Source organism: Rhizobium sp. SAFR-030 (genome assembly GCF_059415005.1).
On the sequence record NZ_JBPFDO010000004.1, the window covers coordinates 78,039 to 104,670 of the forward strand.

A 26,632-nucleotide genomic window follows, 5' to 3' on the forward strand; every position below is an offset into this window, starting at 1 on the left:
CTCACACCTTCTCCACTTCCGGACGTCCCAGAATGCCCGTCGGCTTGAAGATCAGCACGAAGGCGAGGATCGCGAAGGTCGCGACATCCTTGTAGGCGATGGAGAAGTAAGCCGACCACAGCGACTCGATGAGACCGATCAGCAGGCCGCCGAGAACGGCGCCGGGCAGCGAGCCGATGCCGCCGAGAACAGCTGCGGTGAACGCCTTGACGCCGGGGATGAAGCCGTCGTTGAACGAGGCGACGCCGTAGTAGACAAGGTACATCGTGCCGGCGACGGCTGCCAGCGCCGCCCCCATGATGAAGGTGATCGAGATCGTCCGGTCGACGTCGACGCCAAGCAGTGCCGCCATCTTGCGGTCCTGCTCCGTCGCACGCTGGGCGCGGCCGAGCGGCGTCTTGTTGACGATGTACCAGAAGGCGGTGAGCAGCACGGCCGTGACGAGCACGATGATGATCTGCTTCAGCGATACCGTCACGGCACCGAAGTGATAGACGTCGGTCACCAGCGGCGGGATCGGCTTGTTGCGCGGTCCCTGCGTCACCTGGATGAAGTTCGACAGGACGATCGACATGCCGATCGCGGTGATCAGCGGCGCCAGCCGGAACGAACCGCGCAGTGGCCGGTAGGCGATGCGCTCGATCGTCCAGTTCCACAGTCCCGTCATCAGCATGCCGACGAGCAGCATCACGATCAGCAGGACGGCGATTGGCAGACCGGCAAAGAAGGTGGTGAGGATGAGGAAGACGATGAGAGCGGCAAAGCCGCCGAGCATGAAGATATCGCCGTGAGCGAAGTTGATCATGCCGATGATGCCGTAGACCATCGTATAACCGATCGCCACGAGGCCATAGATCGACCCAAGAGTCAGCCCGTTAAGGAGCTGCTGGACGAAGTACTCCATAAACTTTCCCCCGGACGCGGTCTGTCGAGAACCGCCGCGCCTCTTGTATGTGTAGCCCTTACGGGTTCTTTGGTTTTGGCAAATTCATACCGCTTTCAATCGAAATGTGAAGTCAAAAAGACGAAGCGTCCGAGACAACCCCCAACTTCGGCCGGCTTTGTATAAAAGCGTACCAGAAAAGCGAAAAAAGCAGCAGTGGCTGCCGAAAACTGTCGCTGTTGGGCGCTGTGACAGGCGCCTCCACCGCCTGATTTCCAGGCGTTGCAACTTGAACGCACGGCAGCAGCCGCGGCAAGCAACCTCCTTGCCTGAAGAAAAGCTCCAGGTTCTGGAAGGCCGCGAGCCGAATTAGGCTGTTTACGGGGATGATCGGCTCCGGCGGCAAAGCACAATCAACCACTTCGCCGGCCTGGCATCCCCGCAGCCGACGTCGTCGCTACCATGACGGAAACCGACTGGAGACCGCGACAGATGGCCGACACCACGCCGAACCTTGCCCTGCCCTACATCCTTCCCTCGCAAGCACAGAAGCACGTCACGCACAACGAGGCGCTGCTGCTGCTCGACCGGCTGGTGCAGCTCGTCGTCGAATATGAAGGTGCAGCACCGCCGTCGCTGCCGCAGGAAGGCCAGCGTTTTTCGGTTGCCGGCAGCCCGTCGGGCGCCTGGGCCGGCCGCGCCGGATCGATCGCCATCTGGCAGGACGCGTCCTGGCTGTTTGCCGTGCCGCATACCGGGTATCTTGCCTGGTTCAAGGATGCCGCCGCAATCAAGGTCTTCGCGGGCGGAACATGGCAGAGGCCGGCGCTTCCCGACATCCTGACGCCGCAGCGCCTCGGCATCGGCGCGACACCCGACGACACGAACCGTCTCGCCCTCTCCTCGCCCGCTACGCTTCTCAACAATGCCGGCGCCGGCCACCAGTTGAAGATCAACAAGGCGGCATCCGGCGACACGGCCTCGGTGCTCTTCCAGTCCGGCTGGTCCGGGCGTGCCGAAATGGGGCTCGCCGGCAACGACCTGTTCTCCGTCAAGGTGAGCGGCGATGGCGGCAGCTGGTCAACGGGGCTTTCGCTGGATGGCGCCGGCCGGCCGAGCTTCCCGAACCGGCCGGCCGCCCGCGCCCACCGCGCAAGCGGCAGCTGGACGCCGGCGTCCGGCAGCGAGACCGGCTTTGCGACGCTCGCCTTCGAACAGGGCGGCGTATCGCTCGGCGCGACGCTTGCCGGCACCGGCCAGGCGCTCTCTATCCCCGTGGATGGGTTCTACTTCGTCTCGCTGATGGTGAGCGCCACCGCCTCTTCCGGTCACGCGACGGATCTGCGCCGCAACGGCAGCACGACGCTGATGACCCTCTCGGCCCCTGCCGCGGCACCGCTGACAGTTTCGGGATGCGGGCTCTACCAGCTGAACGGCGGCGACAGCCTCAGCCTCCTGCACACCGGCACCGCCACGATCGACGAAGGTGCCGGCCGAACCGAGCTTGCGATCGCCCGTCTCTGAAGCATCGGCGGTCACTACGGTCGCGCCGGAAAGCAAGACCGGTAGCCTATGCTTGCCAAGCAATCACTGATGAGCCGCAGCAAAGCGCGCCTGTCTCCCAATACATGCCAAGCCGGCAAGTTTGACCACGGAGATGATTCGGAAAAAACGGTGTTCCCATTTAGTCAATTGTTAAAGCTGCGGCGCTACGGTCAGCTCGTGGTCGTGAGTAGTGTAGAGAGTCCAATGACCGAAATGATACGTCCTCGAGTAAAATATGTCATCGGCCCCGATGGCAGCCCCTTGACCATTGCGGATCTTCCGCCGGCCAATACGCGCCGTTGGGTCATCCGCCGCAAGGCGGAAGTGGTTGCAGCGGTGCGCGGTGGCCTGCTGAGCCTCGAGGAAGCCTGTGAGCGTTATACCCTTACCGTCGAAGAATTCCTCTCCTGGCAGTCGTCGATCAACGATCACGGCCTGGCTGGTCTGCGGACGACGCGTATCCAGCAGTATCGCCACTGAGGAACGTCGGCCGGTCGGCAACCGTATGCGGAGCATCCCTTCGTCATTGATGGCTAAGGGATTTTCGGCCTACGCGCCGCTGTCCGGATCCTTGCCGGCTGCACTTGGTGCCGGCAGAAGCCATCCCACGATGAGTGCGGAGGCTGCATAAAACCAGAGGCCCGGCTGTACCATTGCGGAGGCCAGGCCACTGCTCTTGGCCGCGAAGATCGCGATCGCAACCAGCATCACGTCAATCATTGACCACTTCGACAGATGCGGAAGGGCGCGGCCAAGCCGACCGCCGGGCATTTGGCGCCCGGTCTCGCGCCAGGCGATCAGCCCGAGCTTGGTGATTGGGAAGATCACCGAGAACAGCCCGATCAGCATGGCAAGCGGCCACTCACCCGCCGACCACAGTCCGCCAAGCAATCCGAAGATCGACGGCGTCTCGCTGAAGAAGTACAAACGGTCGAGCCGCATGATCGGCAGCGCCAGACCGAGTGTCAGCGATATTGCCGCCGCAACGATCAGCAGCCATCGCCGTATCGCCATCACTTCGTCTTTCGTCCGGCTGGTTTCGACATTCCATCGTCCTACATCATCGCATGACCTCACAGAAGATTGGATCATCCCATGCAGATTGACGAGCAGGACGGCAAGAGCGGCGGCAAGTATCGGGCGGAACTCGCCGGTCACTTCGGCGAGATGACCTACTCGCGGGCATCGCCGCAGCTGATCATCATCGATCACACGCAGGTCGACGACGCGCTGCGCGGCAAGGGCGTCGGCCAGGCTCTCGCCGAACATGCGGTCGGTGCCGCAAGAACCGGCGGCTGGAAGATCATTCCGCTCTGCCCGTTCTTCAAGGCGCAGGTGGAGCGCCATCCGGAATGGCAGGACGTGATCAAGAGCTGAGCCACTACCTCCAGTCATCCTGTTCACAAAACGGATCGCAAGCCCCACAGGAAGGCGACCAGAGTTATGGACAGGAAAACGATCTGGAACATCGCCTGGGCTGGCAGCCCGAGGATGTAGTTTTTCGGCAGATCGAATTCCGGGTCGAAGAAAAGAGTATTCGGATACACTATCGCCAGGCTTTGGCTGATCCAGTAGATCGAAGCAAAGCCTGCGGCAGCAATGAGATTGCTGAGGACATCGCCACCCGGACGCCATGCAAAGAAAAGCGTCAGCACTCCGAGAAGCGCTGAAAGTGCCATCGTATGGCCTGCATGATATTTGGCGTGGCCTGGCCACGCAGGGTGAACAGATGGGTCGAGCTGTAATCGGCCAGATGTGCGCCGATTGCGGTGATGATCGCGACAAATGAAAACATCAGGCTGCTGGCGATGGGCATGACTTCTACTCGTTCCATGGTTACCTTGAGTTACCAGTGAGTACGAAGCATCGCGGATTGGCAAGGAGTTACCTTTTTGAAACCGAGTTACGTCGAGTTGATGGTCGAAGGTGACTGTGCCGAAGTCGGGGGCATCCTCTCGCGGGTCGGCGACAAGTGATCGGTTCTCGTGATTGTCGCTCTGGCAGACAGGCCAATGCAATTCAACGAGTTGAGACGTCTTGTCGAGGCGGTCTCTGCCAAGGTCCTATCTTCAACATTGAAGGCCCTCGTGCGCGACGGGTTCATCACAAGGCATGAGATTTCGGCGGTTCCGTCACGGGTCAGCTACGACCTGACGCCTTTGGGTCGCGACCTCCTCGTAGTCGTGAGAGATCTGGCGCTGTGGTCTGTGCGAAATCGGTTCGCGATCCGTGAGGCGCGAAAAAATTACGATGCCTGCCAGACACCGGTGAGACGATTGATCAAAGCGGTCTAGCTGAGGCGAATTTCCCGCCGTTGCGGCAACCGGACGTTCATCGTCGCTGAAGGACGAGAACCTGCGCAAGCACATGCAGTCGGGCATCGCGAAATGGCGATCACACCGCATGATATTCGTTCGAAGCCCCGCGCAAAAAAACGCGGACGCAAGTCAAGTTGCGGCCGCGTATGATGATCTGTCGGACGGTGGACGATGTTACGCGCGGGCGCGCAGATCTCCGTTACGTTCCTCGAGGGCCGTGGCCTTGGCATGTTCTGCCTGGGCTTCTTCCAGTGCCAGTTCGGCGCTGTCCTGTTGTACCCGCAATTCGCGGATGGACACCTGCAGATTGTCTGCGCGCTGGCGCGCAGCCTTGGCAAAGGTCGGGTAGGCGAAGTGATTCGGATCGGAGATGCCCGACTTCTTTTCTTCCAGCGAGATCTGGTGTTCCAGCTCTTTCGCCATACGTTCAAACTCCGCCATCATGAGCTGCAACTGCTGCAGCTGGCGGCGTTTTTCGTTCACCTGAAATTCTTTCAGGCGCACAAGGCTGTCACGCGTCTTCATACGCAATACTCCCGTGGATAGCGAGACCCCGGCTCCTTAGACACTCTACCCTGAGTCCGAGCTGCAACAGGTCGGACATAAAAATTGCCGCATCGTTAATTATTTGGGCGCTGCGGTAACCTTTCATTTACGGGCATCGTTAAGGATAGGGACGATCATTTAAGGGTCCGTAAATGCCATGGCCGATTTCGGCCGACGACAATGACTTGTCGTATGAATCACTTAGCGAAAAGCCTTCGCAAAAAGATTCAGATTGGCTCTGGCAGATTCCCAAGAAATATCAGGTGACTACCAAGCTTGTTTAACGAAATCCTGCGGCTTGCCAAATCAAGTCAGAGTTTGTTAACCAATTGGTGTCAGCTTCCAAATCAGGCAACGTCTGGATCCGTTTCGCGTAGGGGGCAATCCATACCTTCGCGGCGGTAAAGGGGAAAATTATGCGGGTTCTACTCATCGAAGATGACAGCGCGACTGCCCAGAGCATCGAGCTGATGCTCAAGTCCGAGAGCTTCAACGTCTACACCACGGATCTCGGGGAAGAGGGCGTCGACCTCGGGAAGCTGTACGACTACGACATCATCCTTCTGGATCTCAATCTGCCGGACATGTCCGGCTACGAGGTTCTGCGCACGCTGCGGCTGTCGAAGGTCAAGACGCCAATCCTCATCCTCTCCGGCATGGCCGGCATCGAGGACAAGGTTCGCGGTCTCGGCTTCGGAGCCGACGACTACATGACCAAGCCGTTCCACAAGGACGAACTGGTCGCACGTATCCATGCCATCGTCCGTCGTTCGAAGGGCCATGCCCAGTCGATCATCTCGACCGGCGAACTGATCGTCAATCTCGACGCCAAGACCGTCGAAGTCGGCGGCCAGCGCGTCCACCTGACGGGCAAGGAATACCAGATGCTCGAGCTGCTCTCGCTGCGCAAGGGCACGACGCTCACCAAGGAAATGTTCCTCAACCACCTCTACGGCGGGATGGACGAACCGGAACTGAAGATCATCGACGTCTTCATCTGTAAGCTGCGCAAGAAGCTGGCCAATGCCGCCGGCGGCGCAAACTACATCGAGACGGTGTGGGGCCGCGGCTACGTGCTGCGTGAACCTGACAATCAGGAATACGCCGAGACCGCCTGATCCTCCCCTTCCGTCGCAAACATCCTTCAAAGCCCGGGCGCTGTCGTCCGGGCTTTCTTCGTTGTTGGATACCGGTCAGACGCTGCGTCCCACCTTTGACCTCGGCCACCAGCGCAAGAGCGTCCCGACGCCGGGACTGCAGCTAAGGTCGTTATGGAATGCTATGGTGTCGTGAGGCGGTTCAGGCAGCCGCGGTCATACCCGCAAAGGCAGCCGAGAGGATTTTCCGGTCGAACGGCTTTAGCAGGAAATCATCGGCCCCGGCCCGCTTGCCGAGCATCATCTTCTTGAGATCGGACTCGATGACGCAGTAGTAGATCCGAACGCCCCTGCCCTCCTGCATCTGCCGCACGGCTGAGATGAGATCCAGCGCCCCGTCGAGATTGGCGTCGACGATCAGGATGTCGGGCATCTGCGCCTGGCAGCCGGCATGCGCCTCGTCCGCCCCGGCAGCTTCCGCGACCATGAAGCCCAGTTCGGTCAGAATGCGCTTTGCCACCGTCCGGACGATGTCGGAGCTGTCGGCTATCATCAAGCGGCGCATGCGATCTCCAATGCCTCTGGTGGCGTGCTCCGTCTGGTGGAGCACGCTGCAGGGTAGAGAAGGCCCGCTAAGGAAGCGTTACCGCCGCGATTCTGGTCAGGCGGCCGGCACTTCGGCGATGAAGGCGATGCGGTCGTCGGACACGACGTGCTTCAGCTCCATGCCGCACTCGGCGGCCAGCAGCACCGTGTAGTAAGGCTGGATCGAATGGGCATCGATCGCCTCTTCCAGCGTTCCGGCGCAGATCTCGGCGAACTTCGGCGGCACGCGCAGCATGCGACCACGCGTCGTCAGTGTGAATTTCGCCTCGGTCTCCGGATTTTCCAGCAGCACGTCGACGGAGCCGCCGCGCGGGATCGAGCTGTAGGCGACGGTGAACAGGTTGAGCAGCAGCTTGACGCGGTTCTTCGGGATGATCGCCCGCGGTCCGCTCCAGTTGACCTCGGTCTTCTTCTCGGCAATGGCGAAATCCTTGGCAGCCTTCTCCGCCTCGCCGGTATCGATGGACGCGCCAACCGAGCCCGAGGCGCCGAAGGCCAGCCGGGCGAACTTGAGGCGCACCGAGGCATTCTGCGCAGACGTGCGGATCAGGTCCAGTGCGTCGGCATCCGTGCCGCCCTCGTCGAGCAGTTCGAGGCCGTTGTTGATCGCGCCGACCGGAGAAATGACGTCATGGCAGACTCGGCTGCAGAGAAGTGCCGCAAGATCGGGACCGCTGAGGGTAAGGTTCGGGTTCTTCGACATGGGTTCTTCCTGAATGTGGCGCCCGGCACTCAGACCAACGGATGGCCAGGCGGGCGTGGACTTGACGGCAGTCGATCAACTCGACGGATGCCGCCATAATGACACCATTGTTGGTAAACCGGTTGTTAACAGGATAAACGCAAGATGGCACAGCCCGTGACTAATGACATGCTATTTAGAAAAAACGGAGAGGCCAATGCGCTTCGATAGACTTTCCGCCGCGGCCAGGCTTGTCGCCCTATCCTTGTTCGCCGCGTTGGCTGCTCCCCTTGCAGCTCCGGCGATGGCGCAGCAGGCGTCCAGCGAACAGTACACGTTCCAGGAAATCATCGATGCCGGCCATGGATTCTTCGGTTCGACCACCGGCGGTCTTGCCAAGGTCGTCGAGAAGGCTTTCCAGCAGTACGGCCTGCCGAACGGCTACATTCTCGGCCAGGAAGGATCCGGAGCCTTCATTGCCGGCCTGACCTATGGCGAGGGCGAGCTCTACACCAAGAACGCCGGACAGCATCCGGTCTTCTGGCAGGGTCCGTCGCTCGGCCTCGACTATGGCGGCCAGGGCGCGCGCACCATGATGCTCGTCTACAACCTGCCGGCAGTTCCGAGCCTCTATGCCCGCTACGGCGGCGTCAGCGGGTCGGCCTTCGTGGTCGCCGGCGTCGGCATGACCGCGCTCACCAACCAGCAGGTCGTCATCGCACCGATCCGCACCGGTCTCGGCGCCCGCCTCGGCGTCAATGTCGGCTATCTGAAGTTCACCCAGCAGCCGACCTGGAACCCCTTCTGACACGGCGCGGGCGGTGTTCTTGTTGCCGCCCGGCACGCGATGCTCTAGAGCCTTCGACAGCTAGCTCCAACAGCAACAGACACTCATCGATGGCTTTCCCGTGATCCAATTCGCGCTTCTGTTCGGCCTGGGCTTCCTCAGCGCAACGCTCCTGGCAATGATCCTCGCGCCGGCGATCCATCGCCGCGTGGTTCGCTACACGGAGAACCGGCTGAAGGCGACGATGCCGATCAGCCCCGCCGAAGTTCGGGCCCAGCGCGACATGGCACGCGCCGTCTATGCGGCCGAAAACGCCCGCACCAAGCAGGAGCTGCTCCAGGAGCGCGACCGGGCAATCGACCTGCAGCTGCGCCACGACAAGCTGTCGGAGGAAACGGCGGCGCTGCACGCAAGCCAGCACGAACTGCAGATGCAGGTGAGCGACATGAGCATCGAGGCCGCCGATCTGCGCGCGCGCCTGCGCCGCGAGGAAGGCTTCATCCAGCAACTGAAGGAATCGCTGCAGCTGGTCGAGAACACCCTGCTTGCCAAGGACGAGGAGATCGACGCTCTGAAGCGGCGGATCGCGCGCTCGGCGGGTGACCTCGACAATGCGCAGATCGACCTGTCGACCCGCGACACCGAACTGGAGAACCTGCGCTTCCGCGCCGCCAACCTTCGCGAGGAGCGCGACACCCTGCGCACCGACGTGAAGCTTCTGACGGCTCGTGCCAAGGATGCCGAGACCCGGCTGCAGGAAGAGGAACGCCGCACGCTGCGGCTCGAAGACAAGATTTCGCGGGAGATTGCAGAGAAGGCCGACCTGCAGACGACCGTCGAGCGTCGCGTGCAGGAGATAGAGCGCTTGCGCCAGGGCAAGGCGGGGAAGACCACCGCTGACGCAGCTGCATCGCTTCCGTCCGCCGATCTCAGCCCCATCGCGCTGGCCGGTTCAGCAGATGCGGATGCGACGGTGGTCGATCTCGACCGTTTCGCCGACGACATTCGCAACCGTAGCGCTGCCCTCGTGGCGCAGCTGCCGAAGTCGAAATCGAAGAAGGCCCAGGATGCCATGCGACGCGAGCTTGCCGCCATCGCCGCCGACATGTTGGCGCTGACGGCCGCGCGCGAAGGCGAGGCATCGCCCATCCCCGCCCTGATTGCCGCCGATGATGCCGAGCGCACCGACAATGCGCGGGAAAGCCTTGCAGCCCGGTCGCACCGTTCAATGCTCGCGCTGTCGCCCGCCGATCGGGAAACCTGACCCTCAGATCAGGCCTTGCAGCCGGGCGATCTCGTAGAGCGCGATGCCTGTCGCCGTCGCCGCATTGAGGCTGTCGAGCCCCGGCCGCTGTGGAATGCGCGCCGAGCCGAAGCGCGACAGCACCGCCTGCGGCAAGCCGTCGCCTTCCGTGCCGGTGACCAGCGCAATACCCGGCGCCGGCGGAACCTCGCGGATATCCACCGCACCGCGGGGCGACAGGCCCCAGATCGAGAAGCCGGCCGCATCCACGGCCGTCAGCAGTTGCAGCGCCGTACCGCCCCGCGCATAGGGGACCGAGAGCACCGAGCCAACGGAGACGCGCAACGCCTTGCGGTAAAGCGGATCGCAGCAGGTCTCGTCAAGGAGCACGGCCGAAACGCCGAACGCTGCGGCATTGCGGAAGATCGCGCCGATATTGTCGTGGTTGGAGATGCCGCAGGCGACCGCGACGACGGACGGCTTCGGCATGGATGCGAGCAGGTCGGGCACGATCGGGTCGGCCAGACGCCGGCCGAGCGCCAGCACGCCGCGATGCAGGTGAAAGCCGGCAATCGCATCGATGACGGCGGCATCCGCGACATAGACCGGCACATCGACTGGGAAGGTGTCGAGCAGTTCGCTCAGCCCCGCCACCCGGTTTTCCAAGAGCAGGATCTTTTCCGCCCGGAATGCCTGGCCCGCGGCATGCGCGGCGGCCAGCATCCGCAGCACCACCGTGCCCTCGGCAATGAAGCTCGCCTGCCGGCCGACGAGATCCCGCTCGCGGATGCTGCGGAATTCCGCGATGCGCGGATCCTCGGCATCGTCGATGCGGATCGTCTGGCGGGCGGCAGGCGCCATGTTCAGCGGCCGGCGATGCTGACGTCGGCGATGACGCGGCCGACGCCGAGGTCGAAGATCAGCGCCTTGCGCTCGCCGTTCAGCGTTCCGTAGAAGAGAAGCTGGCCCCCGGACTGCGACACAGAGAGGATTTCGAAGCCCGTCGGCAGCTGCGCGGTGGTCCGCAAAGGCTGGTCGGCGGGAACCGCAAAACCCGCCGTTAGCGGCGCGACAATGCCTGCGTTGGCGGCCTCGCCGGAGTTCTTTGCCTTGTAGACAACGGCGATCAACACCGCCATAAGGCTGACGAACATGATGCCGCCGGACACGAGTTGCAGGCGCACCATCTTGCGACGGACGTTCTCCATCACCGGATCGAGCGGCTCGTCGTCCTTAAGCTCGGGTTCGAGGTTGGCCATCGGGCAGGCGTCCTTGCTCTCATTGTGACTGGAAAACGGAATGAACGACCCCTTTAACGAAGGAGTGCTGTCAAGGAAAGTCCTGACCGCCGGCGACGACGCAGAAGGCCGGCTGGATGCCTGGATCACCGCGCAGATGGGCGGCGAGTTCTCCCGCAGCCGGATGAAGGCGCTGATCGAACAGGGTGCCGTTACCCTGAACGGCACGATCTGCACCGAGCCGAAGAAGAAGATCACCGTCGGCGACATGGTCGAGCTCAACCTGCCCGAGCCGGAGGATCCCGAACCCAAGGGCGAGGATATCCCGCTCGTCGTGCTTTACGAGGATGATGACCTGATCGTCGTCAGCAAGCCCGCCGGACTGGTCGTCCATCCGGCTGCCGGCAACTGGACCGGGACACTGGTCAACGCCCTCATCCACCATTGCGGCGACAGCCTGTCGGGCATCGGCGGGGTCAAGCGGCCGGGCATCGTCCATCGCCTCGACAAGGAAACCAGCGGCGTCATGGTCGTCGCCAAGAACGATATCGCCCACCGGCATCTCGCTGCCCAGTTTGCCGACCATGGCCGCACCGGCGAACTGGAACGCGCGTATGTGGCGATGGTCTGGGGCCGGCCGCGCCAGTTGCGCGGCACGATCGATGCGCCGCTCGGCCGCTCCGGCTCGGACCGCACGAAGCGCGCGGTGAAGCGCGAGGAAAGCGACGATGCACGCGAGGCGGTCACCCATTACGAGGTCGTCGAGCGCTTCCAGGAACAGCCTGACTCGACCGCCCTCGCCTGCCTGGTGGAATGCCGGCTGGAAACCGGCCGGACGCACCAGATCCGTGTGCACATGGCGCATATCGGCCACCCGCTGATCGGCGACCCGGAATATGGGGCTGCCTTCAAGACCAAGGCCAACCGTCTGCCGGACGCGGCGAAGAAGGTCGTCGACCGCTTTCGCAGGCAGGCGCTGCACGCCTACCTGCTGGCCTTCGAACATCCGCGCACCGGCGAAGTGATGTCGTTCGAGGCACCCGTGCCCGACGACTTCCAGAAGCTCCTGGACGCCATGCGCGCCAGCCCGGCCACTGACTGATCGGAACGGACGATCCGCAGTCCGTCGCGCCTTCCCCTCGCGTTTTGTCGGAAACCACTGCCAGGTTTGCGAGTTTGACCATCATGAACGTCGCAAACCGGGATCAGTCGGATGATCCAAGACGTTGCGACAACGTAATGACATAACGAGGACGTGAGCGGCTCTGTCGCTTGAATCGCCCGCGTGCCGATCTTATCTGTCATTTGGCTTGGTGCGGGGTCGAGGGAAGAACCGCGCCGCCCGGCTCGCCTCAAGGGGTAACCTTCGGGAGCCGGAACACGATCAGAAGGGGGTGCTTCATGGCCCGCAATACGCTTCCATCCATCACCGCCGGCGAGGCCGGCCTCAACCGTTATCTCGACGAGATCCGCAAGTTTCCGATGCTGGAGCCGCAGCAGGAATACATGCTGGCCAAGCGTTATTCCGAACATGGGGATCGCGCCGCCGCGCATCAACTGGTCACCAGCCATTTGCGCCTCGTGGCGAAGATTGCCATGGGCTATCGCGGCTACGGCCTGCCGATCGGCGAAGTGGTGTCCGAAGGCAATGTCGGCCTGATGCAGGCAGTCAAGAAGTTCGATCCGGAACGCGGCTTCCGTCTGGCGACCTACGCCATGTGGTGGATCAAGGCCTCCATACAGGAGTACATCCTGCGCTCGTGGTCGCTCGTCAAGATGGGCACCACCGCCAACCAGAAGCGCCTGTTCTTCAACCTGCGCCGGCTGAAGGGCCGCATCCAGGCAATCGAGGAAGGCGACCTGAAGCCCGACCAGGTGACCGAGATCGCGACCACCCTGAAGGTGTCCGAGGAGGAGGTCGTATCGATGAACCGTCGCCTCTCCGGCGACGCATCGCTGAACGCGCCGATCCGGGCTGCCGAAGGCGAAGCCGGCCAGTGGCAGGATTGGCTCGTCGACGAGAACGAAAGCCAGGAAGCCGTGCTGATCCAGCAGGACGAGATGGATACCCGTCGCCGGATGCTGGACAAGGCGCTGGGCGTGCTGAACGAGCGCGAACGCCGCATCTTTCAGGCCCGTCGCCTGTCGGAAGACCCGGTGACATTGGAAGAGCTGTCGTCGGAATTCGACATCAGCCGCGAGCGCGTCCGCCAGATCGAGGTGCGCGCCTTCGAAAAGGTCCAGGAGGCCGTCCAGAAGGAAGCCCTGGCGCAGGCGAAAGCACTGCGCGTCGTCGACGTCGACGCCTGACGCGCAACTGCGACCGAGCTTCATCGCTCACCGACAGGAAGATCGAGCCCGGCCCGCAGCCGGGCTTTTTCGTGGCCCGCCACCTGTCCCCCAGCTGACTGCGCAGTGTCGCTGCTCAGAGCCTAAACGAAAAAAATCCGCCGGAGACACTCCGGCGGATTTTTGGTGTTGGTCGATCTGCAAGCGGGCCTGGCTTATTGGCCCTGCGGCGGCGACAGCGCCTGCCATTCGCGGGTCGCCTCTTCGAAGGCGGTCGTGCCTTCCGGCCCCTTCTGCAGCGTCAGCAGCGCCCGGCGGCCGGTGTTGTAGATCAGCGGCACGTCGATCCAGTTGCGCGTCCTCAGCAGTTCCAGGTTGCGCGCCCGCGCATCTGGGAAGTCGTTGAGCGCGATCATGTGGAAGTCCGGCGTGATCTTGGCGGGCACCGCGATCAATGCGTCGCCGCGATCCTGCTCGGTCTGCTTCATCGAGATCCGCTGGACACTGTCGATCGCGCCGCCTTCGAAATCCTTCGGCAGCGAGAAGACGAACTCTACCAGATGGCTCGCCGGCAGCGAACCGTCGGTGTTGCGCTTGAAGGTAACCAGCGCCGTCATGCCGCGACCGGGAATGCTGATCCGGCCCTGTACGGACGATTCGGGGCGGCCGTTCTCGCCATTCTCCTTCTGCAGCGACCAAGAGACGCTACCCTCGACGGCGGTCGGCGAAGACTGGCCGATGCGCTCTTCGTAGAGGAAGATCTTTTCGCCGGTGACAGCCGCCGCATCGGCGGGGTTGGCGGACGGAACCTGCTGTGGAGCCGCATCCGTCGCAGCCGCGGCCGGAGCCGTGACCGGACCTGCGGCAGGTGCAGCAGCACCATCGGCCGGAGGTGCGTTCAGCTGGGCAACCGACTGGCCGGGCGCACCGGCGGAAGGACCACCTGCGCCGTCGTCGACTTCCGTGCCGTTCGACAGCAGCCGCTGGGTGAACTTCGTCGTCGCCGCAGCAGCGGCCGGGGCAGCGCCTGCAGCCGGGGCCGTCTGCGCCGGTGTGGTCGCCGGCGGCTGTGCTGCCGGCTGGGTCGTGTTCGGGGTGGTCGTCGTGGTTGCCGGCGCTGCGGTATTCGATGCCGGTGCCGTCGCGGTTTCGGTGCCGGACGGTCCGGTGACTTCGCCGACCACCTGGTCCAGCGCGTCGCGGTTCATCCAGATCGCGTAGCCGCCGCCGGCCAGCAGCAGCAGGCCGACGATCGCCAGCAGGATAGCGGCATAGTTGCGCTTCGGTTTCGGCGTCACGCGGTAGGCGCGGGCAGCGGTCGGCGCCGCCATCAGCGCATCGAGCTCTTCCTTGTCGGCCTGTGCGTCGACGGCCGAAGCCGGCGCCCCGTGTCCGCCGTTTGCACCGACAACGCCGGCAGCCGCCGCATTGCGGTCGTAGCCGATCAGTTCTTCAAGGTCGTTCCACGGATCGTCGGCCGCGGCAGGAGTTGGCGCGATCTTTGCGGTCGGCTGCGGTGCCTGCAGGTAATCGGCGAGCAGGTCGTCTTCGGGCGACGCTGAACGCGCGTAGGCGCCCGCACCGACGGCCGCCGCAACCGGCGCCACCGACGGCTCGACGCCGAAATCGGGGAGATCGGATACCGGCGGCATCTTGGCGTTGGCAGCCGCATGCTGCTCTTCGTCGAAATGTGCGGACACCAGTTCTGCGCTCGAACCACTGTCGAGGGACGCCCGGTCCTGGCCGCCGAGGCGGTCGTCGAAAAATGCTTCGTCGCTCGACGAGCGGGTTTCCGGCGCGCCGTACTGGTCATTCGTCAGCGTCCAGTCGTCGGCGGTAGCGTCCGCGGCCGGAACGGAATCGTTGTGCGGCTGATCAAGACCGCGGTGATCGACATCGGCCGACGGCATGTACCAGTCGTCGGCGCCCTGCCCATTCGCGGCGACCGGTTCGTCATCGAGACGTCCGTCATCTTCGGCGAAGGGATCGCCGGCCATCACCGGCGTGGTCGACGGCGCATCCGGCCAGGCGGGTGCACCGTAGGTGGATGTCGAACGACGTGTGTCGATATCGGCCGTCAGATCCGACTGCGATGCGTCGCTGGCAGGTTCGTAACCGCCCGGCTCTGCAAACACGGAGACGTCTTCCGCCGGCGACCCATCGGTGTGCGGTGCGTCGGCGAAGGCCGGCTCGGGCGCCTGTGGCTGCCACGGATCCTCGCCGATCGGCAGAGGCTCTTCGCCGCGCATCGTCTCCGGCTCCTCGGCCGGCTCATGATAAACGGGCTCTTCGGCAGCGACGGGTTCCGGTGCAGCCTCGTAGGCAGGATAGTCCTCGGCTGGCGCCGGGGCGGTCTCGTAGAAATCGGACTGGGGGTCGGCCTGAGGTTCAACCTCGCCTGCCTCCGCGGCAGCATCGTAGCGTTCCAGAAGGGGCTCGGCTGCGGCCGGCTGGACAGGCTCGTCCAGCGGCTGTTCTTCGACCGGCTCTTCCGCGGCGCGATATTCCGGCGGCGCCGCGGCTGGCGGTTCTTGCGGGGCGGCATAGACATCCGCCACGGGAACTGCAGCCGCTTCATCGAGCGGCGGCAGGGCTTCGGCATGTTCTGCTTCGACTTCGGCGATTGCAGCGTCCAGCTTTTCGAGCTGGCGGCGCAGCATGTCGTCGGATGGACGCGGCTTCATGTTCTCCAGCTGCCGTTGCACGGCGCCGCGAGCCTTCTCGTAAACCCGGACACGCATCTCGGGAGTATTGCTCGCCAGCCCGTCCACAGCCCGGCGAATAACCGCTACAAAATCAGCCATTGATACTTTCTCTTGATCACCGGCCATCTCGCCGAGTGAAAAGGTAGATAGCGTTAGACTTTAGTCTTCAAACGGGTCCGTCACAAGTATCGTGTCGTCGCGCTCGGGACTGGTCGAAAGCAACGCCACCGGCGCACCGATCAGTTCTTCGACCTGACGGACGTATTTGATGGCCTGAGCCGGCAGATCCGCCCACTTGCGGGCACCGACCGTCGATTCCTTCCAGCCTTCCAAAGTCACGTAGATCGGCTCGACGCGAGCCTGCGCCGCCTGGGCGGCCGGCAGATAATCGATTTCCTGGCCGTCCAGTTTGTAGCCGACGCAGATCTTCAGTTCCTCCAGACCGTCCAGCACGTCGAGCTTGGTGAGCGCGATGCCGGTAATGCCGTTGGTGGCGACCGACTGGCGCACCAGTGCCGCGTCGAACCAGCCGCAACGGCGCTTACGCCCGGTAACTGTGCCGAATTCATGGCCGCGCTCGCCGAGGAACTGGCCGATCTCGTCCGTCAGTTCGGTTGGGAACGGGCCTTCGCCGACGCGGGTCGTGTAGGCCTTGGTGATTCCGAGGATGTAGCCGAGCGATCCCGGGCCCATGCCGGAGCCGGCAGCAGCCTGACCGGCCACCGTGTTCGACGAGGTGACGAACGGATAGGTGCCGTGGTCGATGTCGAGCAGCGAACCCTGCGCACCTTCGAACAGGATGCGCGAACCCTTGCGGCGCTCCTTGTCGAGCATCCGCCAGACCGATTCCATGAACGGCAGCACGCGATCGGCCACGGAGGTGAGTTCCTCCATGATCGTCTTGTGCTCGACTTCGACCGCGCCGAAACCGCGGCGCAGGGCGTTATGATGCGTGAGGATCCGCTCGACCTTGCCCTCCAGGGCATCGAGATCGGCCAGATCCATGACGCGGATCGCCCGACGGCCGACCTTGTCCTCATAGGCCGGGCCGATGCCGCGGCGGGTGGTGCCGATCTTGGTGCCGCTGTTGGAGGCAGCGTCTTCGCGCATGCCGTCCAGTTCGCGGTGCAGCGACAGGATCAGCGTGGCGTTCTCGGCAATCCGCAGGTTCTCCGGCGTGACGGTGACGCCCTGGTCCGCGAGCCGACCGATCTCGGCGATCAGCGCATGCGGGTCGACGACCACGCCGTTGCCGATGACGCCCATCTTGCCCTGTCGCACGACGCCCGACGGCAGCAGCGAGAGCTTGTAGCTCACGCCGTCGATGACCAGGGTATGGCCGGCATTATGGCCGCCCTGGAAGCGCACGACGATGTCGGCGCGTTCCGAGAGCCAGTCGACAATCTTGCCCTTGCCCTCGTCACCCCATTGCGAACCGATTACCACGACATTGGTCATTTCGAAGCTTTCCTGCTGTACTGCGGGGCCTCAACACCCGCTCAAACCGGCGCATCTATACTGTGTCATTTACGGGAAAGCGACCCGTCTATGAGCTTTTTGCCGGTTTTTGCGTGACAGGATGCAGTGCAAGCGGCTATTGCCGCGCAACGACACCGGCAGGCCCGCCCCGCCGATCGCCGCCGGGAGGAACCTCTTGCATCTTCGAGCCTATTTCTTCCTGATCATCGCGACATTGTGCTGGGGCGGCAATGCCGTCGTCGGCAAGCTCGCTGTCGGCCATGTCAGCCCGATGATGCTGACCATGTGGCGGTGGATCTTCGCCTGCGCCATCATCTTCGCGGTCTCGCTGCCGCAGGTCAGGCGCGACTGGCCGGTGGCGAAGAAGCACCTGCCGGTGCTGATCTTCCTCGGCGCCGTCGGCTATACGCTGTTCAACGTGCTGCTGTATTCGGCCGTCCACTATACGACGGCGATCAACGTGACGATCGAGCAGGCCGGCATCCCGTTCCTGATCTTCCTCGCCAACCTGCTGCTCTTCCGCATCCGCATCTCGGCAGCCCAGGTGCTCGGGTTCTCGCTGACGCTGGTCGGCGTCGCTCTTACCGCATCGCATGGCGACCTGCGGACGCTGCTCTCCCTGTCGGTCAATTTCGGCGACGGGCTGATGCTGATCGCAGTCCTCGCCTATGCCGCCTATACGATCGCGCTGCGCTGGCGTCCACCGATTGACTGGCGCACGCTGATGGCAATCCCGTCGCTGGTGGCGCTTCTCTGCACGCTGCCGCTGGTGGTCTGGGAAATGCAGAGCGGCGCCGCCGTCTGGCCCGATGCGGCCGGCTGGGGAGCGGCGCTCTACACTGCGATCTTCGCCTCGCTGATCGCCCAGGTGCTTTACATCCAGGGCATCGTCCACATCGGCGCCAATCGCGCCGGCCTGTTCATCAACCTTATCCCGGTGTTCGGGACACTGCTGTCGGTGCTGATCATCGGCGAGCAGCTATACGCCTTCAACATCATAGCACTGGTCCTGGCGCTCGGCGGCATCGCGATTGCCGAACGGTGGAAGCCGGCGGCATAGACTGTTGCCAAAAAAGCAGCGAGCCGCGCGGAATTTGGCGCTTTTCGGTCCCTCGCCGATCTCCTAACCAAAGGAAGACTGCAGAGGGACGAACAATGGCCAAGCCGTTTTACTGGAACGAACTCAACACGCTCGATTTCGCCGGCCTGTCGCCCGATACGACGATCGCCATCCTGCCGATCGCTTCCACCGAGCAGCACGGTCCGCACCTGCCGATCGCGACCGACGTCGCAATCGCCAACGGCATGCTCACGGAACTGAAGCGCCAGCGGCCGGACGATCTCGACATCCTCGTGCTGCCGACGCAGGAGATCGGCAAGGCGAACGAGCATGTCCATGGCCCGGGCACTCTGTCTTTCGGACCGGAAATCCTCATTCCCGCCTGGACGGCGATCGGCGGCAAGGTCGCGGAAGCCGGCCTGCGCAAGCTGGTCATCGTCAACTCGCATGGCGGCAATCTCGACATCATGAACATCGTCGCTCGCGAGATGCGCGTCCGTTTCCAGATGGCGGTGGTCGCCACTCAGTGGGGACGGTTCGGCCATCCCGAAGGCATGATCAGCGCCCGCGAGCAAGCCTACGGTATTCATGGCGGCGAGGTCGAAACCTCGCTGATGCTGCATTTCCGACCGGACCTTGTGCGTATGGAGAATGCGCAGAACTTCGTCTCCAAGGCTGAAAGCCGTTCCCGCTATCTGCAGCCGACACCGCCGCATGTGCTGGCATGGCTTGCCCACGACCTCAACCCGAACGGCGTGGTCGGCGATGCATCGGCCGGCACCGCGGAAAAGGGTGCGGCCATCTGCACCCATCAGGTGGGCAATTTCATCCAGATGCTGCGCGACCTTGCAGCGTTCCCGCTGTCCGAGCTCTACGCGGGATAGACCGGTTCATTCGATCGGGTATTCGAAACCGCTCAGCATCCTGCGGATCGCCGCCGGAGCCTTGCGATACGTCTTTCTGAGGTCCGCAAGTCGGGCATCGGTACCCCTGCAGAAGCGGTCCAGAGCAGCGGCGATCTCCTGGCGCCGCGCCGCGTCATACGGCTCCTCGCTTCGAAAATGATCGCACTGCTGCCGGTCAGCGACGAAAGCCGCGATGTCGCGGGGAACATCTGCCGACAGAGCAGGCCCTGCACCGGCAACGACCATCAGGGCGAGCGTCGAGGCCCACCTCATGATCTGACATCGCTGGTCATCCGCTGCGGCGGCACATGACCCTTCTCCTCCAGTTCGGCGACCAGTTCCTCGAGTTCCGTCAGCAGGAACTCGACGAACAGGCTGGTCGCCGTATCGAGCGTCGCCCGCGCCCGGGCAAACAGCTTCATCGGCTGATGACGGCGGTAGGGATCGGCCAGCGGCCGGAACACCAGCTCACCACGGCGGCAGTCGGCAACCACGTCGAGCGGATTGAGGAATGTCAGCCCGGTGCCGCGCTTTACCAGATGCCGCAGCGTCTCCGGCGCGCCGGTCTCGACCACCGGTTCGACGGACACGGCAAGCGGCGCAAGGATGAGGTCGATCATCGTCCTGAGGCTCATCCCGGATTGCGCCAGCACGAGCGGCTCCTGCACCACCTTCTTGAGGTCGATCGGCCCGAGCTCGGCTGCCAGCGGATGATCCGGCGGCAGCACGACGCCGATCGGGATATCGAAGGTGGCGAGCGTCCGAAGCCCGGGCGTCGCGGGAATGTTGAAGCCGACGCCGAGATCCGCCTCGCCGGACATCACCGGATTGATGGTCGTCGTCGCGCCGTCGATCCCCAGCTGGATGCAGATGCGCGGATGCCGCTCGACGAAGCGGGCGACGATTTCCGGTAGCGGCCCTGCCGCGAGCCCAACGGTCGAGACCATCGACACCCGCCCCGCCTGCGGCGTCTTTAGGCTGCGCACCCGCGTCTCCAGCCTGTCATAGGACTTCAGGACGTCACGCACATGCTCGATGCACAGCTCGCCGGCGGCGGTCAGCCGCAGCCCGCGCGGCAAGCGTTCGAAGATAGGCACGCCGAGCTCTTCCTCCAGCGCCAGGATCTGCCGGTTGATCGCCGACGAGGCGACGTTGAGCTTGGCGGCCGCCTTGCGGATCGACCCCGAGCGGGCGATCTCGTCGATGTATTGCAGTTTGCGGGAATGCAGCATCGGCCACCCATTGCTTAAGTTTTGATCATGACGCACACTTTGTGCATCCTGACGTCAGGTGATGCCGGAAAGGCATCGTTACGTGCGAATTTTGATGCTTTTCAAAGCCCGATTGCAATGGCTGAAATGATCGAAAGACATCCGAGAGAGGTGTCCGGGGACAGCGACGAAGGGAACGGACGGATGAATGCACTGAGGAATTCTATCGCCTGCGGAGCGCTCATGGCGCTCGGGCTCAGCGCCGGCACGGGCACGGCTTGGGCGCTCGACGAGGTGTCCTACGGCACCAACTGGCTGGCGCAGGCCGAACATGGCGGCTTCTACCAGGCCGTAGCCGACGGCACCTATGAAAAGCACGGCCTGAAGGTGACGATCATCCAGGGTGGCCCGAATGCCGCCAACCGGTCGCTGCTGATCGCTGGCAAGGTGGACTTCTACATGGGCGGGCCGCTCGGCGACATGGATGCGGTGAAGCAGGGCATCCCGCTGGTCTCGGTCGCATCGATCTTCCAGAAGGACCCGCAGGTGCTGCTCGCCCATCCGGATGCCGGCGTCGACAAATTCGCGGACCTCGCCAAGCTCGACACCATCTTCATGGGCAAGGAAGGCTACGTCACCTACTTCGAGTGGATGAAGAAGAATTTCCCGGATTTCAAGGAAGAGCAGTACAAGCCCTACACCTTCAACCCGGCACCGTTCATCGCCGACAAGAAGTCGGCGCAGCAGGGCTACCTGACCTCCGAACCCTACGAAATCGAGAAGCAGGCCGGCTGGGCGCCCAAGGTCTTCCTGCTGGCCGATGCCGGCTATAATCCCTACTCGACGATGATCACCACGACGCAGACCATGCTCGACAGCAAGCCGGACGTGGTTCAGCGCTTTGTCGATGCGACGATCGAGGGCTGGTACAGCTATCTCTACGGCGACAACAAGGCAGCCAACGACCTGATCAAGAAGGACAATCCGGAAATGACGGATGGTCAGATCGCCTTCTCGATCGCCAAGATGAAGGAATACGGCATCATCGAATCCGGCGATGCGATGGACAAGGGCATCGGCTGCATCACCGACGCCCGCTACAAGACCTTCTTCGACGAGATGGTGAAGATCGGCGTCGAGCCAGCCGACCTCGACTACAAGAAGGCGTATTCGACCAAGTTCGTCTGCAAGGGCGTCGGGATGAACCTGAAGAAGTAGCCAGAACGGAGACCGTCGCCACAAGGCTCCTGAACCTGGGGCGAGAGAACCCCTCCCAACCCTCCCCACAAGGGGGAGGGCTAGACCCGGACGATCGCAGCGTGAATTTATGTGACGTCAGCCGCAGGTTTTCTCCCCCCTTGTGGGGGAGATGGCCGGCAGGCCAGAGGGGGACTTCTCCCTCCCCGCCGTCCTTCAGCCGACTGAACCACGACATGCCAGACTGACAAGGCCCGCAATGATCGTCACCGACACCATCACCACCACACCGCCCAGCACCTCCCGAAAGCGCCCGCTGGTGGTCATGCAGTCGGTCACCAAGCAGTTTTCCAGCGGCACGCTGGCGCTGTCGGACATGTCGCTGACGGTCGAGAGCGGCGAGTTTGTCAGCCTGCTCGGACCTTCCGGCTGCGGCAAGTCGACGGCACTGCGGATCATTGCGGGCCTCGGCGACGTCACCGCCGGCACCATTGACTGGCCAAGCTCGCGGATCAACTCGAAGGGCCTTCCGGAGGGCGACATCTCGTTCGTCTTCCAGGAACCGACGCTGATGCCGTGGCAGACGGTGTTCGGCAATGTCTACCTGCCGCTTCGCCTGCGCGGGATGTCGAAGGCCGCGGCGAAGGATGAAATCCTTGCCTGTCTCGACATGGTCGGCCTCAAGGACTTTGCCGATGCCTATCCACGTGAGCTGTCGGGCGGCATGAAGATGCGTGTGTCGATTGCCCGTGCGCTGGTGACGAAGCCGAAACTGCTGCTGATGGATGAACCTTTCGCCGCCCTCGACGAGATCACCCGCCAGAAGCTGAACGACGACGTGCTGCGGCTGTGGCGCGACACCGGCATCACCGTGATCTTCGTCACACATTCGGTGTTCGAGAGCGCCTATCTCTCCAACCGAATCGTGGTGATGAAGGCCCGGCCGGGCCGGGTGCATGCCGATTTCCCGATCGAGACCAGCCTTAAGCGTGGCCCCCACTACCGGACCTCGGAGGAATACCGCGCCACCTGCGAAAAAGTCTCGCAGAGCCTGATGGAGGCCATCGGTTCTCCCCTCGCCGATGGTATGGAGGTGCACTGATGAGCTTTGCCGAAACGCCGCCCACCAAGGCTTTCCTTGTCCGCCACCGCGATACGGCGCTGCGCATTGCCATCCCGTTGCTGGTGGTGCTGGCGCTGGTGCTGCTGTGGCAGGTGTTGGTGACGCTGACCGGCGTGCCGCAGTACATTCTGCCGGGTCCGCCGGCCGTCGCCGTCGCGCTGGTCAAGGACTGGGGAACGCTGGCGCCGGCGCTGTGGGTGACCACCAAGATCACCCTCGCCGCACTCGGCCTGGCACTTGTCGGCGGCGTCGGCATCGCCGTCTTTCTCGTTCAGTCGAAGTGGATCGAGACGGCCTTCTACCCGATCGCCGTTATCCTGCAGGTGACGCCGATCGTAGCCATCGCGCCGCTGATCCTCATCTACGCGCCGACGACGCAGGTAGCGCTGCTGATCTGTGCCTTCCTCGTTGCCTTCTTTCCCATCCTCTCGAACATGGTGCAGGGGCTGAAGAGCGTCGATCACAATCTGCTCAACCTCTTTGATCTCTACGGCGCCTCGCGCTGGCAGACGCTGCTCTACCTGAAGCTGCCCGCTTCGCTCCCCTATTTCATGACCGGCCTGAGGATCGGCGGCGGCCTGTCGCTGATTGCAGCGGTCGTCGCCGAATTCGCCGCCGGCTCCGCCGGTGCCGGTTCCGGCCTCGCCTTCCGCCTGCTCGAGGCCCAGTACCGGCTCAACATTCCCCGCCTGTTTGCGGCGCTCATCCTGCTGTCGCTGCTCGGCGTGGTGATCTTCGCGATCACCTCCTTCATCGCCTGGCTCGGCCTGCACCGCTGGCACGAAAGCAGCATCCGGAGAGAGAACTGATGAGCTTCGTCGAGCTTCCGAACGCACCGCATTATGTGCTGGCCAATGCAACGCTGCCGGCAATCACCGTCGAAGGCTATTCGGCTGCGGCCAGCGAAGGGCTGCTGTGCACCGACCTCGTCATCGCCGACGGCAAGATCGAGAGTATTCTGCCGCCGGGCACCGCACCTGCCGCCCTGCCCCGCGCCGACCTGCGCGAAGGCATGGTCTGGCCCTGCTTTGTCGACATGCACACGCATCTCGACAAGGGGCACATCTGGGAGCGCCGCCGCAATCCGGACGGCTCGTTCATGGGAGCGCTTGAAAACGTCAGCGCCGACCGCGCTGCAAACTGGTCTGCCGACGATGTACGTGCCCGCATGGAGTTCTCGCTGAAGACCGCCTACGCGCACGGCACGAAGCTGATCCGCACCCATCTCGACAGCATTCCGCCGCAACACCGCATCTCGTTTGAGGTGTTCGCCGAACTCCGTGAAGCGTGGAAGGACAGGATTGACCTGCAGGCGGTGGCTCTCCTGCCGCTGGAGCAGGTTCTCGACGCGAACGTGTTTGGCGATATCGTTGCCGTCACCAGGAAGCATGGCGGATTGCTGGGCGGCGCGACGCGGATCCTACCGGACTTCGAAAAGATCCTCGAGACGCTGTTTCGCGCCGCTAGCGACAACGGCCTCGATGTCGACCTGCATGTCGACGAAACGGAGGACAGAGAGGTCCTGACGCTGAAGACGATCGCCGAGACAAAGCTGCGGCTCGGCTTTCAGGGCGCCGTCACCGTCGGCCATTGCTGTTCGCTCGCGCGCCAGGACGAGGAACTCGCCAGGCGCACCATCGATCTGGTGGCGGAAGCCGGGATCTCGGTCGTCTCGCTGCCGATGTGCAACATGTACCTGCAGGACCGCCACGCGGGGCGTACCCCGCGCTGGCGCGGCGTGACGCTGTTCCACGAATTGGCCGCCGCCGGCGTTCCGACCGCCGTCTCCTCCGACAACACCCGCGACCCGTTCTACGCCTATGGCGATCTCGATCCGGTGGAAGTGTTTCGCGAGGCGGTGCGCATCCTGCACCTCGACCACCCACTGGACGAGGCCGCCCGCGTGGTGACGGCGACCCCCGCCGATATTCTCGGGCGTCCCGATATTGGCCGCATCAAGCCCGGCCTTCCCGCCGACCTCGTGCTGTTTTCGGCACGGCGCTGGAGCGAATTTCTTTCCCGTCCGCAGGCTGACCGCATCGTGGTGCGGAATGGCATGGGCATCGACCGTCGCCTGCCGGATTATCGTGACCTTGACCCGGTTCTGGACAGATAAGATGGCCGATTACGCACAGATCAAGAGAGACCTCGAAGGCATCGCGGTCGAAGACAATCCAGCGCTGGTGCGCCAGAAGAGCCGCGACTTCTACTGGTATTCGCCGATCCTGAAGGCTGAACTCGACCACGTGACGGCCGATCTGGTGGTCTCGCCGAAAACCGAGGAAGAGGTCGTCCGTACCCTGAAGGTGGCCTTTGCCCACGGCGTTCCGGTCACCCCGCGCGGCGCCGGCACTGGCAATTACGGCCAGGCCATGCCGCTGTCCGGCGGCATCGTCCTCAACCTCATCAACATGAACCAGGTGAAATCCATCCATCCCGGCCGGGTGATCTGCGAGCCGGGCATCGTGATCGCCGAACTCGACCGCCAGACGAAGGCACATTCCGGCCAGGAACTGCGCTTTCATCCGTCGACCGCCCAGACCGCCACCATCGGCGGCTTCATCGCCGGCGGCTCGGGCGGCGTCGGCTCGGTGCATTGGGGCGGCTTGCGCGACCTCGGCAACATCCTGCGCCTGCGCGTCGTCACTATGGAAGCCGAGCCGCGCGTGCTCGACCTCACCGCCTGGGACCTGCAGAAAGTCACGCATGCCTATGGCACCAACGGCATCATCACCGAGGTGGAAATGCCGCTGGCGCCCGCCTACGACTGGGTGGACGTGCTGGTCGGCTATGACGACTTCATGGATGCCGTGCGCCTTGGCGATGCGCTCGCCCACAAGAACGGCATCCTCCTGAAGGAAGTCGCGCCGATCGCGGCTCCCATCCCGTATGATTTCTTCCCGCGCCACAAGCCGTTTATCCGCCACCGCGACCAGTCGATCGTCGTGGTGATGGTGGCGCCGCATTCGCTGGAACCCTTCCTCGCGCTGACCCAGCGGATGAAGGGCGAGATCCTCTTCCGCTCCGACACGGTCGAAAGCATGAAGGGCATCCCGCACGCCTATGAGCTCGGGTGGAATCACACGACACTGCGCGCCCTGAAGGTAGATCCCTCGTTCACCTATCTGCAGGTGCAGTATCCGAGCCCGGACCACGTGGCGAAGGTCGCCAGGATGGTGGAGATCTTTGGCGACGAGGTGCCGGGCCATCTGGAATTCATCAAGTTCGATGGCCGCATGCAGTGCTCCGGCCTGCCGCTGGTGCGCTACACCACGCGCGAACGGCTGGAGGAGATCATCCGCATCCACGAGGACAACGGCTGCCCCGTGTTCAACCCGCACCGCTACACTCTGGAGGAAGGCGGCATGAAGCAGACCGACGAGGTGCAACTGGCGTTCAAGCGCGAGACGGATCCGCAAGGGTTGCTGAACCCCGGCAAGATGATCGCCTGGGACGACCCGAGCTTTGATTTCAAGGCGGGCCAGAACTACCTCTTCCCCGGCCTTCAGGCGTTTGCCGAGGCGGGGGAGTAGCTTTGAGCGTTCGTCATGGTCGGGCCAGTCCCGACCACCCGCCAACACTGCCGCGGATGCGACGGCAGCAGATCCTCGGAACAAGCCCGAGGATGACGGAGGGGGGCAATAACAGGACCTGGAGAACCGACCACCGCCAGCACATTTATGCCGAAGGTAGTCTCGGCCGGGCGCTTGAAACCGGC

Annotated in this window: 29 protein-coding genes; 16 read left to right on the forward strand and 13 right to left on the reverse strand. The window is 63.4% G+C overall.

The window, feature by feature from the left end; all coding sequences use genetic code 11:
* Nucleotide 1 precedes the first annotated feature (1 nt).
* Nucleotides 2–904: a branched-chain amino acid ABC transporter permease gene (locus ACR65N_RS13260; RefSeq protein ID WP_430304380.1), complete on the reverse strand. Its 903-nt coding sequence runs from the start codon at nt 902–904 to the stop codon at nt 2–4.
* 471 nt (nt 905–1,375) lie between these two features.
* Here ACR65N_RS13260 and ACR65N_RS13265 point away from each other — a divergent pair, with 471 nt between their 5' ends.
* Together ACR65N_RS13265 and sciP are read left to right on the forward strand one after the other, a co-directional pair.
* Nucleotides 1,376–2,407: a DUF2793 domain-containing protein gene (locus ACR65N_RS13265; protein WP_440457410.1), complete on the forward strand. Its 1,032-nt coding sequence runs from the start codon at nt 1,376–1,378 to the stop codon at nt 2,405–2,407.
* Between the two features lie 225 nt (nt 2,408–2,632).
* Nucleotides 2,633–2,908: a CtrA inhibitor SciP gene (gene sciP, locus ACR65N_RS13270; protein WP_018327815.1), complete on the forward strand. Its 276-nt coding sequence runs from the start codon at nt 2,633–2,635 to the stop codon at nt 2,906–2,908.
* 69 nt (nt 2,909–2,977) lie between these two features.
* Here sciP and ACR65N_RS13275 read toward each other — a convergent pair whose 3' ends face one another.
* Nucleotides 2,978–3,442, reverse strand: coding sequence for a paraquat-inducible protein A (locus ACR65N_RS13275; protein ID WP_440457411.1), 465 nt, complete (start codon nt 3,440–3,442; stop codon nt 2,978–2,980).
* Between the two features lie 81 nt (nt 3,443–3,523).
* Here ACR65N_RS13275 and ACR65N_RS13280 point away from each other — a divergent pair, with 81 nt between their 5' ends.
* Entirely contained in the window at nt 3,524–3,805 is a 282-nt protein-coding gene (locus tag ACR65N_RS13280; protein WP_440457412.1) for a GNAT family N-acetyltransferase, read from the forward strand.
* A gap of 23 nt (nt 3,806–3,828) precedes the next feature.
* Here the strand turns inward: ACR65N_RS13280 and ACR65N_RS13285 are convergent, their stop codons facing one another.
* Both ACR65N_RS13285 and ACR65N_RS13290 read right to left on the reverse strand, forming a co-directional pair.
* The gene (locus tag ACR65N_RS13285; protein ID WP_440457413.1) at nt 3,829–4,107 is read right to left on the reverse strand and encodes a hypothetical protein; all 279 of its coding nucleotides are present in this window, start codon (nt 4,105–4,107) and stop codon (nt 3,829–3,831) included.
* Nucleotides 4,077–4,244: a hypothetical protein gene (locus ACR65N_RS13290; RefSeq protein WP_440457414.1), complete on the reverse strand. Its 168-nt coding sequence runs from the start codon at nt 4,242–4,244 to the stop codon at nt 4,077–4,079. Before ACR65N_RS13290 ends, ACR65N_RS13285 begins: the two co-directional genes overlap by 31 nt.
* A 169-nt stretch (nt 4,245–4,413) precedes the next feature.
* Here ACR65N_RS13290 and ACR65N_RS13295 point away from each other — a divergent pair, with 169 nt between their 5' ends.
* Complete coding sequence (locus ACR65N_RS13295; RefSeq protein WP_440457415.1) at nt 4,414–4,722, forward strand: winged helix-turn-helix transcriptional regulator; 309 nt, start codon at nt 4,414–4,416, stop codon at nt 4,720–4,722.
* A gap of 198 nt (nt 4,723–4,920) precedes the next feature.
* Here ACR65N_RS13295 and ACR65N_RS13300 read toward each other — a convergent pair whose 3' ends face one another.
* Nucleotides 4,921–5,271, reverse strand: a complete 351-nt coding sequence (locus tag ACR65N_RS13300) for a flagellar export protein FliJ (protein WP_430304388.1) — start codon at nt 5,269–5,271, stop codon at nt 4,921–4,923.
* 437 nt (nt 5,272–5,708) lie between these two features.
* Between ACR65N_RS13300 and ctrA the strand changes: the two genes are divergently transcribed.
* A complete protein-coding gene (ctrA, locus tag ACR65N_RS13305; RefSeq protein ID WP_430304389.1) occupies nt 5,709–6,410 on the forward strand; it encodes a response regulator transcription factor CtrA in 702 nt (233 codons plus the stop codon).
* A gap of 181 nt (nt 6,411–6,591) precedes the next feature.
* Here the strand turns inward: ctrA and ACR65N_RS13310 are convergent, their stop codons facing one another.
* Together ACR65N_RS13310 and chpT are read right to left on the reverse strand one after the other, a co-directional pair.
* Entirely contained in the window at nt 6,592–6,954 is a 363-nt protein-coding gene (locus ACR65N_RS13310) for a response regulator (RefSeq protein ID WP_430304391.1), read from the reverse strand.
* A gap of 96 nt (nt 6,955–7,050) precedes the next feature.
* On the reverse strand, nt 7,051–7,698 hold the full coding sequence (chpT, locus tag ACR65N_RS13315; protein ID WP_440457416.1) for a histidine phosphotransferase ChpT: 648 nt from the start codon (nt 7,696–7,698) through the stop codon (nt 7,051–7,053).
* Between the two features lie 196 nt (nt 7,699–7,894).
* Here chpT and ACR65N_RS13320 point away from each other — a divergent pair, with 196 nt between their 5' ends.
* Entirely contained in the window at nt 7,895–8,485 is a 591-nt protein-coding gene (locus tag ACR65N_RS13320) for a DUF1134 domain-containing protein (RefSeq protein WP_440457417.1), read from the forward strand.
* 100 nt (nt 8,486–8,585) lie between these two features.
* Complete coding sequence (locus tag ACR65N_RS13325) at nt 8,586–9,728, forward strand: coiled-coil domain-containing protein (protein WP_440457418.1); 1,143 nt, start codon at nt 8,586–8,588, stop codon at nt 9,726–9,728.
* A gap of 3 nt (nt 9,729–9,731) precedes the next feature.
* Here ACR65N_RS13325 and ACR65N_RS13330 read toward each other — a convergent pair whose 3' ends face one another.
* Nucleotides 9,732–10,568 carry a TrmH family RNA methyltransferase gene (locus ACR65N_RS13330; RefSeq protein ID WP_440457419.1) on the reverse strand — a complete coding sequence of 279 codons (837 nt, stop codon included), beginning with the start codon at nt 10,566–10,568 and terminating at the stop codon, nt 9,732–9,734.
* Between the two features lie 2 nt (nt 10,569–10,570).
* Nucleotides 10,571–10,966 (reverse strand): hypothetical protein, encoded by a 396-nt coding sequence (locus ACR65N_RS13335; RefSeq protein ID WP_440457420.1) that lies wholly within the window; start codon nt 10,964–10,966, stop codon nt 10,571–10,573.
* Nucleotides 10,967–11,006: 40 nt separating this feature from the next.
* Between ACR65N_RS13335 and ACR65N_RS13340 the strand changes: the two genes are divergently transcribed.
* A complete protein-coding gene (locus ACR65N_RS13340; RefSeq protein ID WP_430304397.1) occupies nt 11,007–12,047 on the forward strand; it encodes an RluA family pseudouridine synthase in 1,041 nt (346 codons plus the stop codon).
* 299 nt (nt 12,048–12,346) lie between these two features.
* On the forward strand, nt 12,347–13,255 hold the full coding sequence (rpoH, locus tag ACR65N_RS13345; protein WP_440457421.1) for an RNA polymerase sigma factor RpoH: 909 nt from the start codon (nt 12,347–12,349) through the stop codon (nt 13,253–13,255).
* 194 nt (nt 13,256–13,449) lie between these two features.
* Here rpoH and ACR65N_RS13350 read toward each other — a convergent pair whose 3' ends face one another.
* Together ACR65N_RS13350 and ACR65N_RS13355 are read right to left on the reverse strand one after the other, a co-directional pair.
* Nucleotides 13,450–16,038, reverse strand: a complete 2,589-nt coding sequence (locus tag ACR65N_RS13350; protein ID WP_440457422.1) for a hypothetical protein — start codon at nt 16,036–16,038, stop codon at nt 13,450–13,452.
* Nucleotides 16,039–16,098: 60 nt separating this feature from the next.
* Nucleotides 16,099–17,397 (reverse strand): adenylosuccinate synthase, encoded by a 1,299-nt coding sequence (locus ACR65N_RS13355; protein ID WP_430304400.1) that lies wholly within the window; start codon nt 17,395–17,397, stop codon nt 16,099–16,101.
* Nucleotides 17,398–17,593: 196 nt separating this feature from the next.
* Between ACR65N_RS13355 and ACR65N_RS13360 the strand changes: the two genes are divergently transcribed.
* Both ACR65N_RS13360 and ACR65N_RS13365 read left to right on the forward strand, forming a co-directional pair.
* Nucleotides 17,594–18,478, forward strand: a complete 885-nt coding sequence (locus ACR65N_RS13360; RefSeq protein ID WP_430304401.1) for a DMT family transporter — start codon at nt 17,594–17,596, stop codon at nt 18,476–18,478.
* A 95-nt stretch (nt 18,479–18,573) separates the two neighbouring features.
* Complete coding sequence (locus ACR65N_RS13365; RefSeq protein WP_440457423.1) at nt 18,574–19,362, forward strand: creatininase family protein; 789 nt, start codon at nt 18,574–18,576, stop codon at nt 19,360–19,362.
* 6 nt (nt 19,363–19,368) lie between these two features.
* On the opposite strand, the gene ACR65N_RS13370 is transcribed toward ACR65N_RS13365, so the two are convergent.
* Both ACR65N_RS13370 and ACR65N_RS13375 read right to left on the reverse strand, forming a co-directional pair.
* Nucleotides 19,369–19,629: a hypothetical protein gene (locus tag ACR65N_RS13370; protein ID WP_440457424.1), complete on the reverse strand. Its 261-nt coding sequence runs from the start codon at nt 19,627–19,629 to the stop codon at nt 19,369–19,371.
* A 23-nt stretch (nt 19,630–19,652) separates the two neighbouring features.
* Nucleotides 19,653–20,615 (reverse strand): LysR family transcriptional regulator, encoded by a 963-nt coding sequence (locus tag ACR65N_RS13375; RefSeq protein ID WP_440457425.1) that lies wholly within the window; start codon nt 20,613–20,615, stop codon nt 19,653–19,655.
* A gap of 222 nt (nt 20,616–20,837) precedes the next feature.
* On the opposite strand from ACR65N_RS13375, the gene ACR65N_RS13380 reads away from it, so the two are divergent.
* The 5 genes from ACR65N_RS13380 (at nt 20,838) to ACR65N_RS13400 (ending at nt 26,447) form a co-directional block, all read left to right on the forward strand.
* On the forward strand, nt 20,838–21,812 hold the full coding sequence (locus ACR65N_RS13380; protein WP_440457762.1) for an ABC transporter substrate-binding protein: 975 nt from the start codon (nt 20,838–20,840) through the stop codon (nt 21,810–21,812).
* 238 nt (nt 21,813–22,050) lie between these two features.
* Entirely contained in the window at nt 22,051–22,893 is an 843-nt protein-coding gene (locus tag ACR65N_RS13385) for an ABC transporter ATP-binding protein (RefSeq protein WP_440457426.1), read from the forward strand.
* On the forward strand, nt 22,893–23,723 hold the full coding sequence (locus ACR65N_RS13390; RefSeq protein ID WP_440457427.1) for an ABC transporter permease: 831 nt from the start codon (nt 22,893–22,895) through the stop codon (nt 23,721–23,723). The genes ACR65N_RS13385 and ACR65N_RS13390 overlap by 1 nt, the downstream gene beginning before the upstream one ends.
* Nucleotides 23,723–25,030 carry a cytosine deaminase gene (locus tag ACR65N_RS13395; protein ID WP_440457428.1) on the forward strand — a complete coding sequence of 436 codons (1,308 nt, stop codon included), beginning with the start codon at nt 23,723–23,725 and terminating at the stop codon, nt 25,028–25,030. The genes ACR65N_RS13390 and ACR65N_RS13395 overlap by 1 nt, the downstream gene beginning before the upstream one ends.
* A gap of 1 nt (nt 25,031) precedes the next feature.
* The gene (locus ACR65N_RS13400; protein WP_440457429.1) at nt 25,032–26,447 is read left to right on the forward strand and encodes an FAD-binding oxidoreductase; all 1,416 of its coding nucleotides are present in this window, start codon (nt 25,032–25,034) and stop codon (nt 26,445–26,447) included.
* Nucleotides 26,448–26,632: the final 185 nt, after the last annotated feature.

Bases quoted from the DNA above. Each gene is read 5' to 3' on its own strand.
- ACR65N_RS13260 (WP_430304380.1), bottom strand. From the start codon at position 904: ATGGAGTACTTCGTCCAGCAGCTCCTTAACGGGCTGACTCTTGGGTCG.
- ACR65N_RS13265 (WP_440457410.1), top strand. From the start codon at position 1,376: ATGGCCGACACCACGCCGAACCTTGCCCTGCCCTACATCCTTCCCTCG.
- sciP (WP_018327815.1), top strand. From the start codon at position 2,633: ATGACCGAAATGATACGTCCTCGAGTAAAATATGTCATCGGCCCCGAT.
- ACR65N_RS13275 (WP_440457411.1), bottom strand. From the start codon at position 3,442: ATGGCGATACGGCGATGGCTGCTGATCGTTGCGGCGGCAATATCGCTG.
- ACR65N_RS13280 (WP_440457412.1), top strand. From the start codon at position 3,524: ATGCAGATTGACGAGCAGGACGGCAAGAGCGGCGGCAAGTATCGGGCG.
- ACR65N_RS13285 (WP_440457413.1), bottom strand. From the start codon at position 4,107: ATGGCACTTTCAGCGCTTCTCGGAGTGCTGACGCTTTTCTTTGCATGG.
- ACR65N_RS13290 (WP_440457414.1), bottom strand. From the start codon at position 4,244: ATGCCCATCGCCAGCAGCCTGATGTTTTCATTTGTCGCGATCATCACC.
- ACR65N_RS13300 (WP_430304388.1), bottom strand. From the start codon at position 5,271: ATGAAGACGCGTGACAGCCTTGTGCGCCTGAAAGAATTTCAGGTGAAC.
- ctrA (WP_430304389.1), top strand. From the start codon at position 5,709: ATGCGGGTTCTACTCATCGAAGATGACAGCGCGACTGCCCAGAGCATC.
- ACR65N_RS13310 (WP_430304391.1), bottom strand. From the start codon at position 6,954: ATGCGCCGCTTGATGATAGCCGACAGCTCCGACATCGTCCGGACGGTG.
- chpT (WP_440457416.1), bottom strand. From the start codon at position 7,698: ATGTCGAAGAACCCGAACCTTACCCTCAGCGGTCCCGATCTTGCGGCA.
- ACR65N_RS13320 (WP_440457417.1), top strand. From the start codon at position 7,895: ATGCGCTTCGATAGACTTTCCGCCGCGGCCAGGCTTGTCGCCCTATCC.
- ACR65N_RS13330 (WP_440457419.1), bottom strand. From the start codon at position 10,568: ATGGCGCCTGCCGCCCGCCAGACGATCCGCATCGACGATGCCGAGGAT.
- ACR65N_RS13335 (WP_440457420.1), bottom strand. From the start codon at position 10,966: ATGGCCAACCTCGAACCCGAGCTTAAGGACGACGAGCCGCTCGATCCG.
- ACR65N_RS13340 (WP_430304397.1), top strand. From the start codon at position 11,007: ATGAACGACCCCTTTAACGAAGGAGTGCTGTCAAGGAAAGTCCTGACC.
- rpoH (WP_440457421.1), top strand. From the start codon at position 12,347: ATGGCCCGCAATACGCTTCCATCCATCACCGCCGGCGAGGCCGGCCTC.
- ACR65N_RS13350 (WP_440457422.1), bottom strand. From the start codon at position 16,038: ATGGCTGATTTTGTAGCGGTTATTCGCCGGGCTGTGGACGGGCTGGCG.
- ACR65N_RS13355 (WP_430304400.1), bottom strand. From the start codon at position 17,397: ATGACCAATGTCGTGGTAATCGGTTCGCAATGGGGTGACGAGGGCAAG.
- ACR65N_RS13365 (WP_440457423.1), top strand. From the start codon at position 18,574: ATGGCCAAGCCGTTTTACTGGAACGAACTCAACACGCTCGATTTCGCC.
- ACR65N_RS13370 (WP_440457424.1), bottom strand. From the start codon at position 19,629: ATGGTCGTTGCCGGTGCAGGGCCTGCTCTGTCGGCAGATGTTCCCCGC.
- ACR65N_RS13375 (WP_440457425.1), bottom strand. From the start codon at position 20,615: ATGCTGCATTCCCGCAAACTGCAATACATCGACGAGATCGCCCGCTCG.
- ACR65N_RS13380 (WP_440457762.1), top strand. From the start codon at position 20,838: ATGGCGCTCGGGCTCAGCGCCGGCACGGGCACGGCTTGGGCGCTCGAC.
- ACR65N_RS13385 (WP_440457426.1), top strand. From the start codon at position 22,051: ATGATCGTCACCGACACCATCACCACCACACCGCCCAGCACCTCCCGA.
- ACR65N_RS13390 (WP_440457427.1), top strand. From the start codon at position 22,893: ATGAGCTTTGCCGAAACGCCGCCCACCAAGGCTTTCCTTGTCCGCCAC.
- ACR65N_RS13395 (WP_440457428.1), top strand. From the start codon at position 23,723: ATGAGCTTCGTCGAGCTTCCGAACGCACCGCATTATGTGCTGGCCAAT.
- ACR65N_RS13400 (WP_440457429.1), top strand. From the start codon at position 25,032: ATGGCCGATTACGCACAGATCAAGAGAGACCTCGAAGGCATCGCGGTC.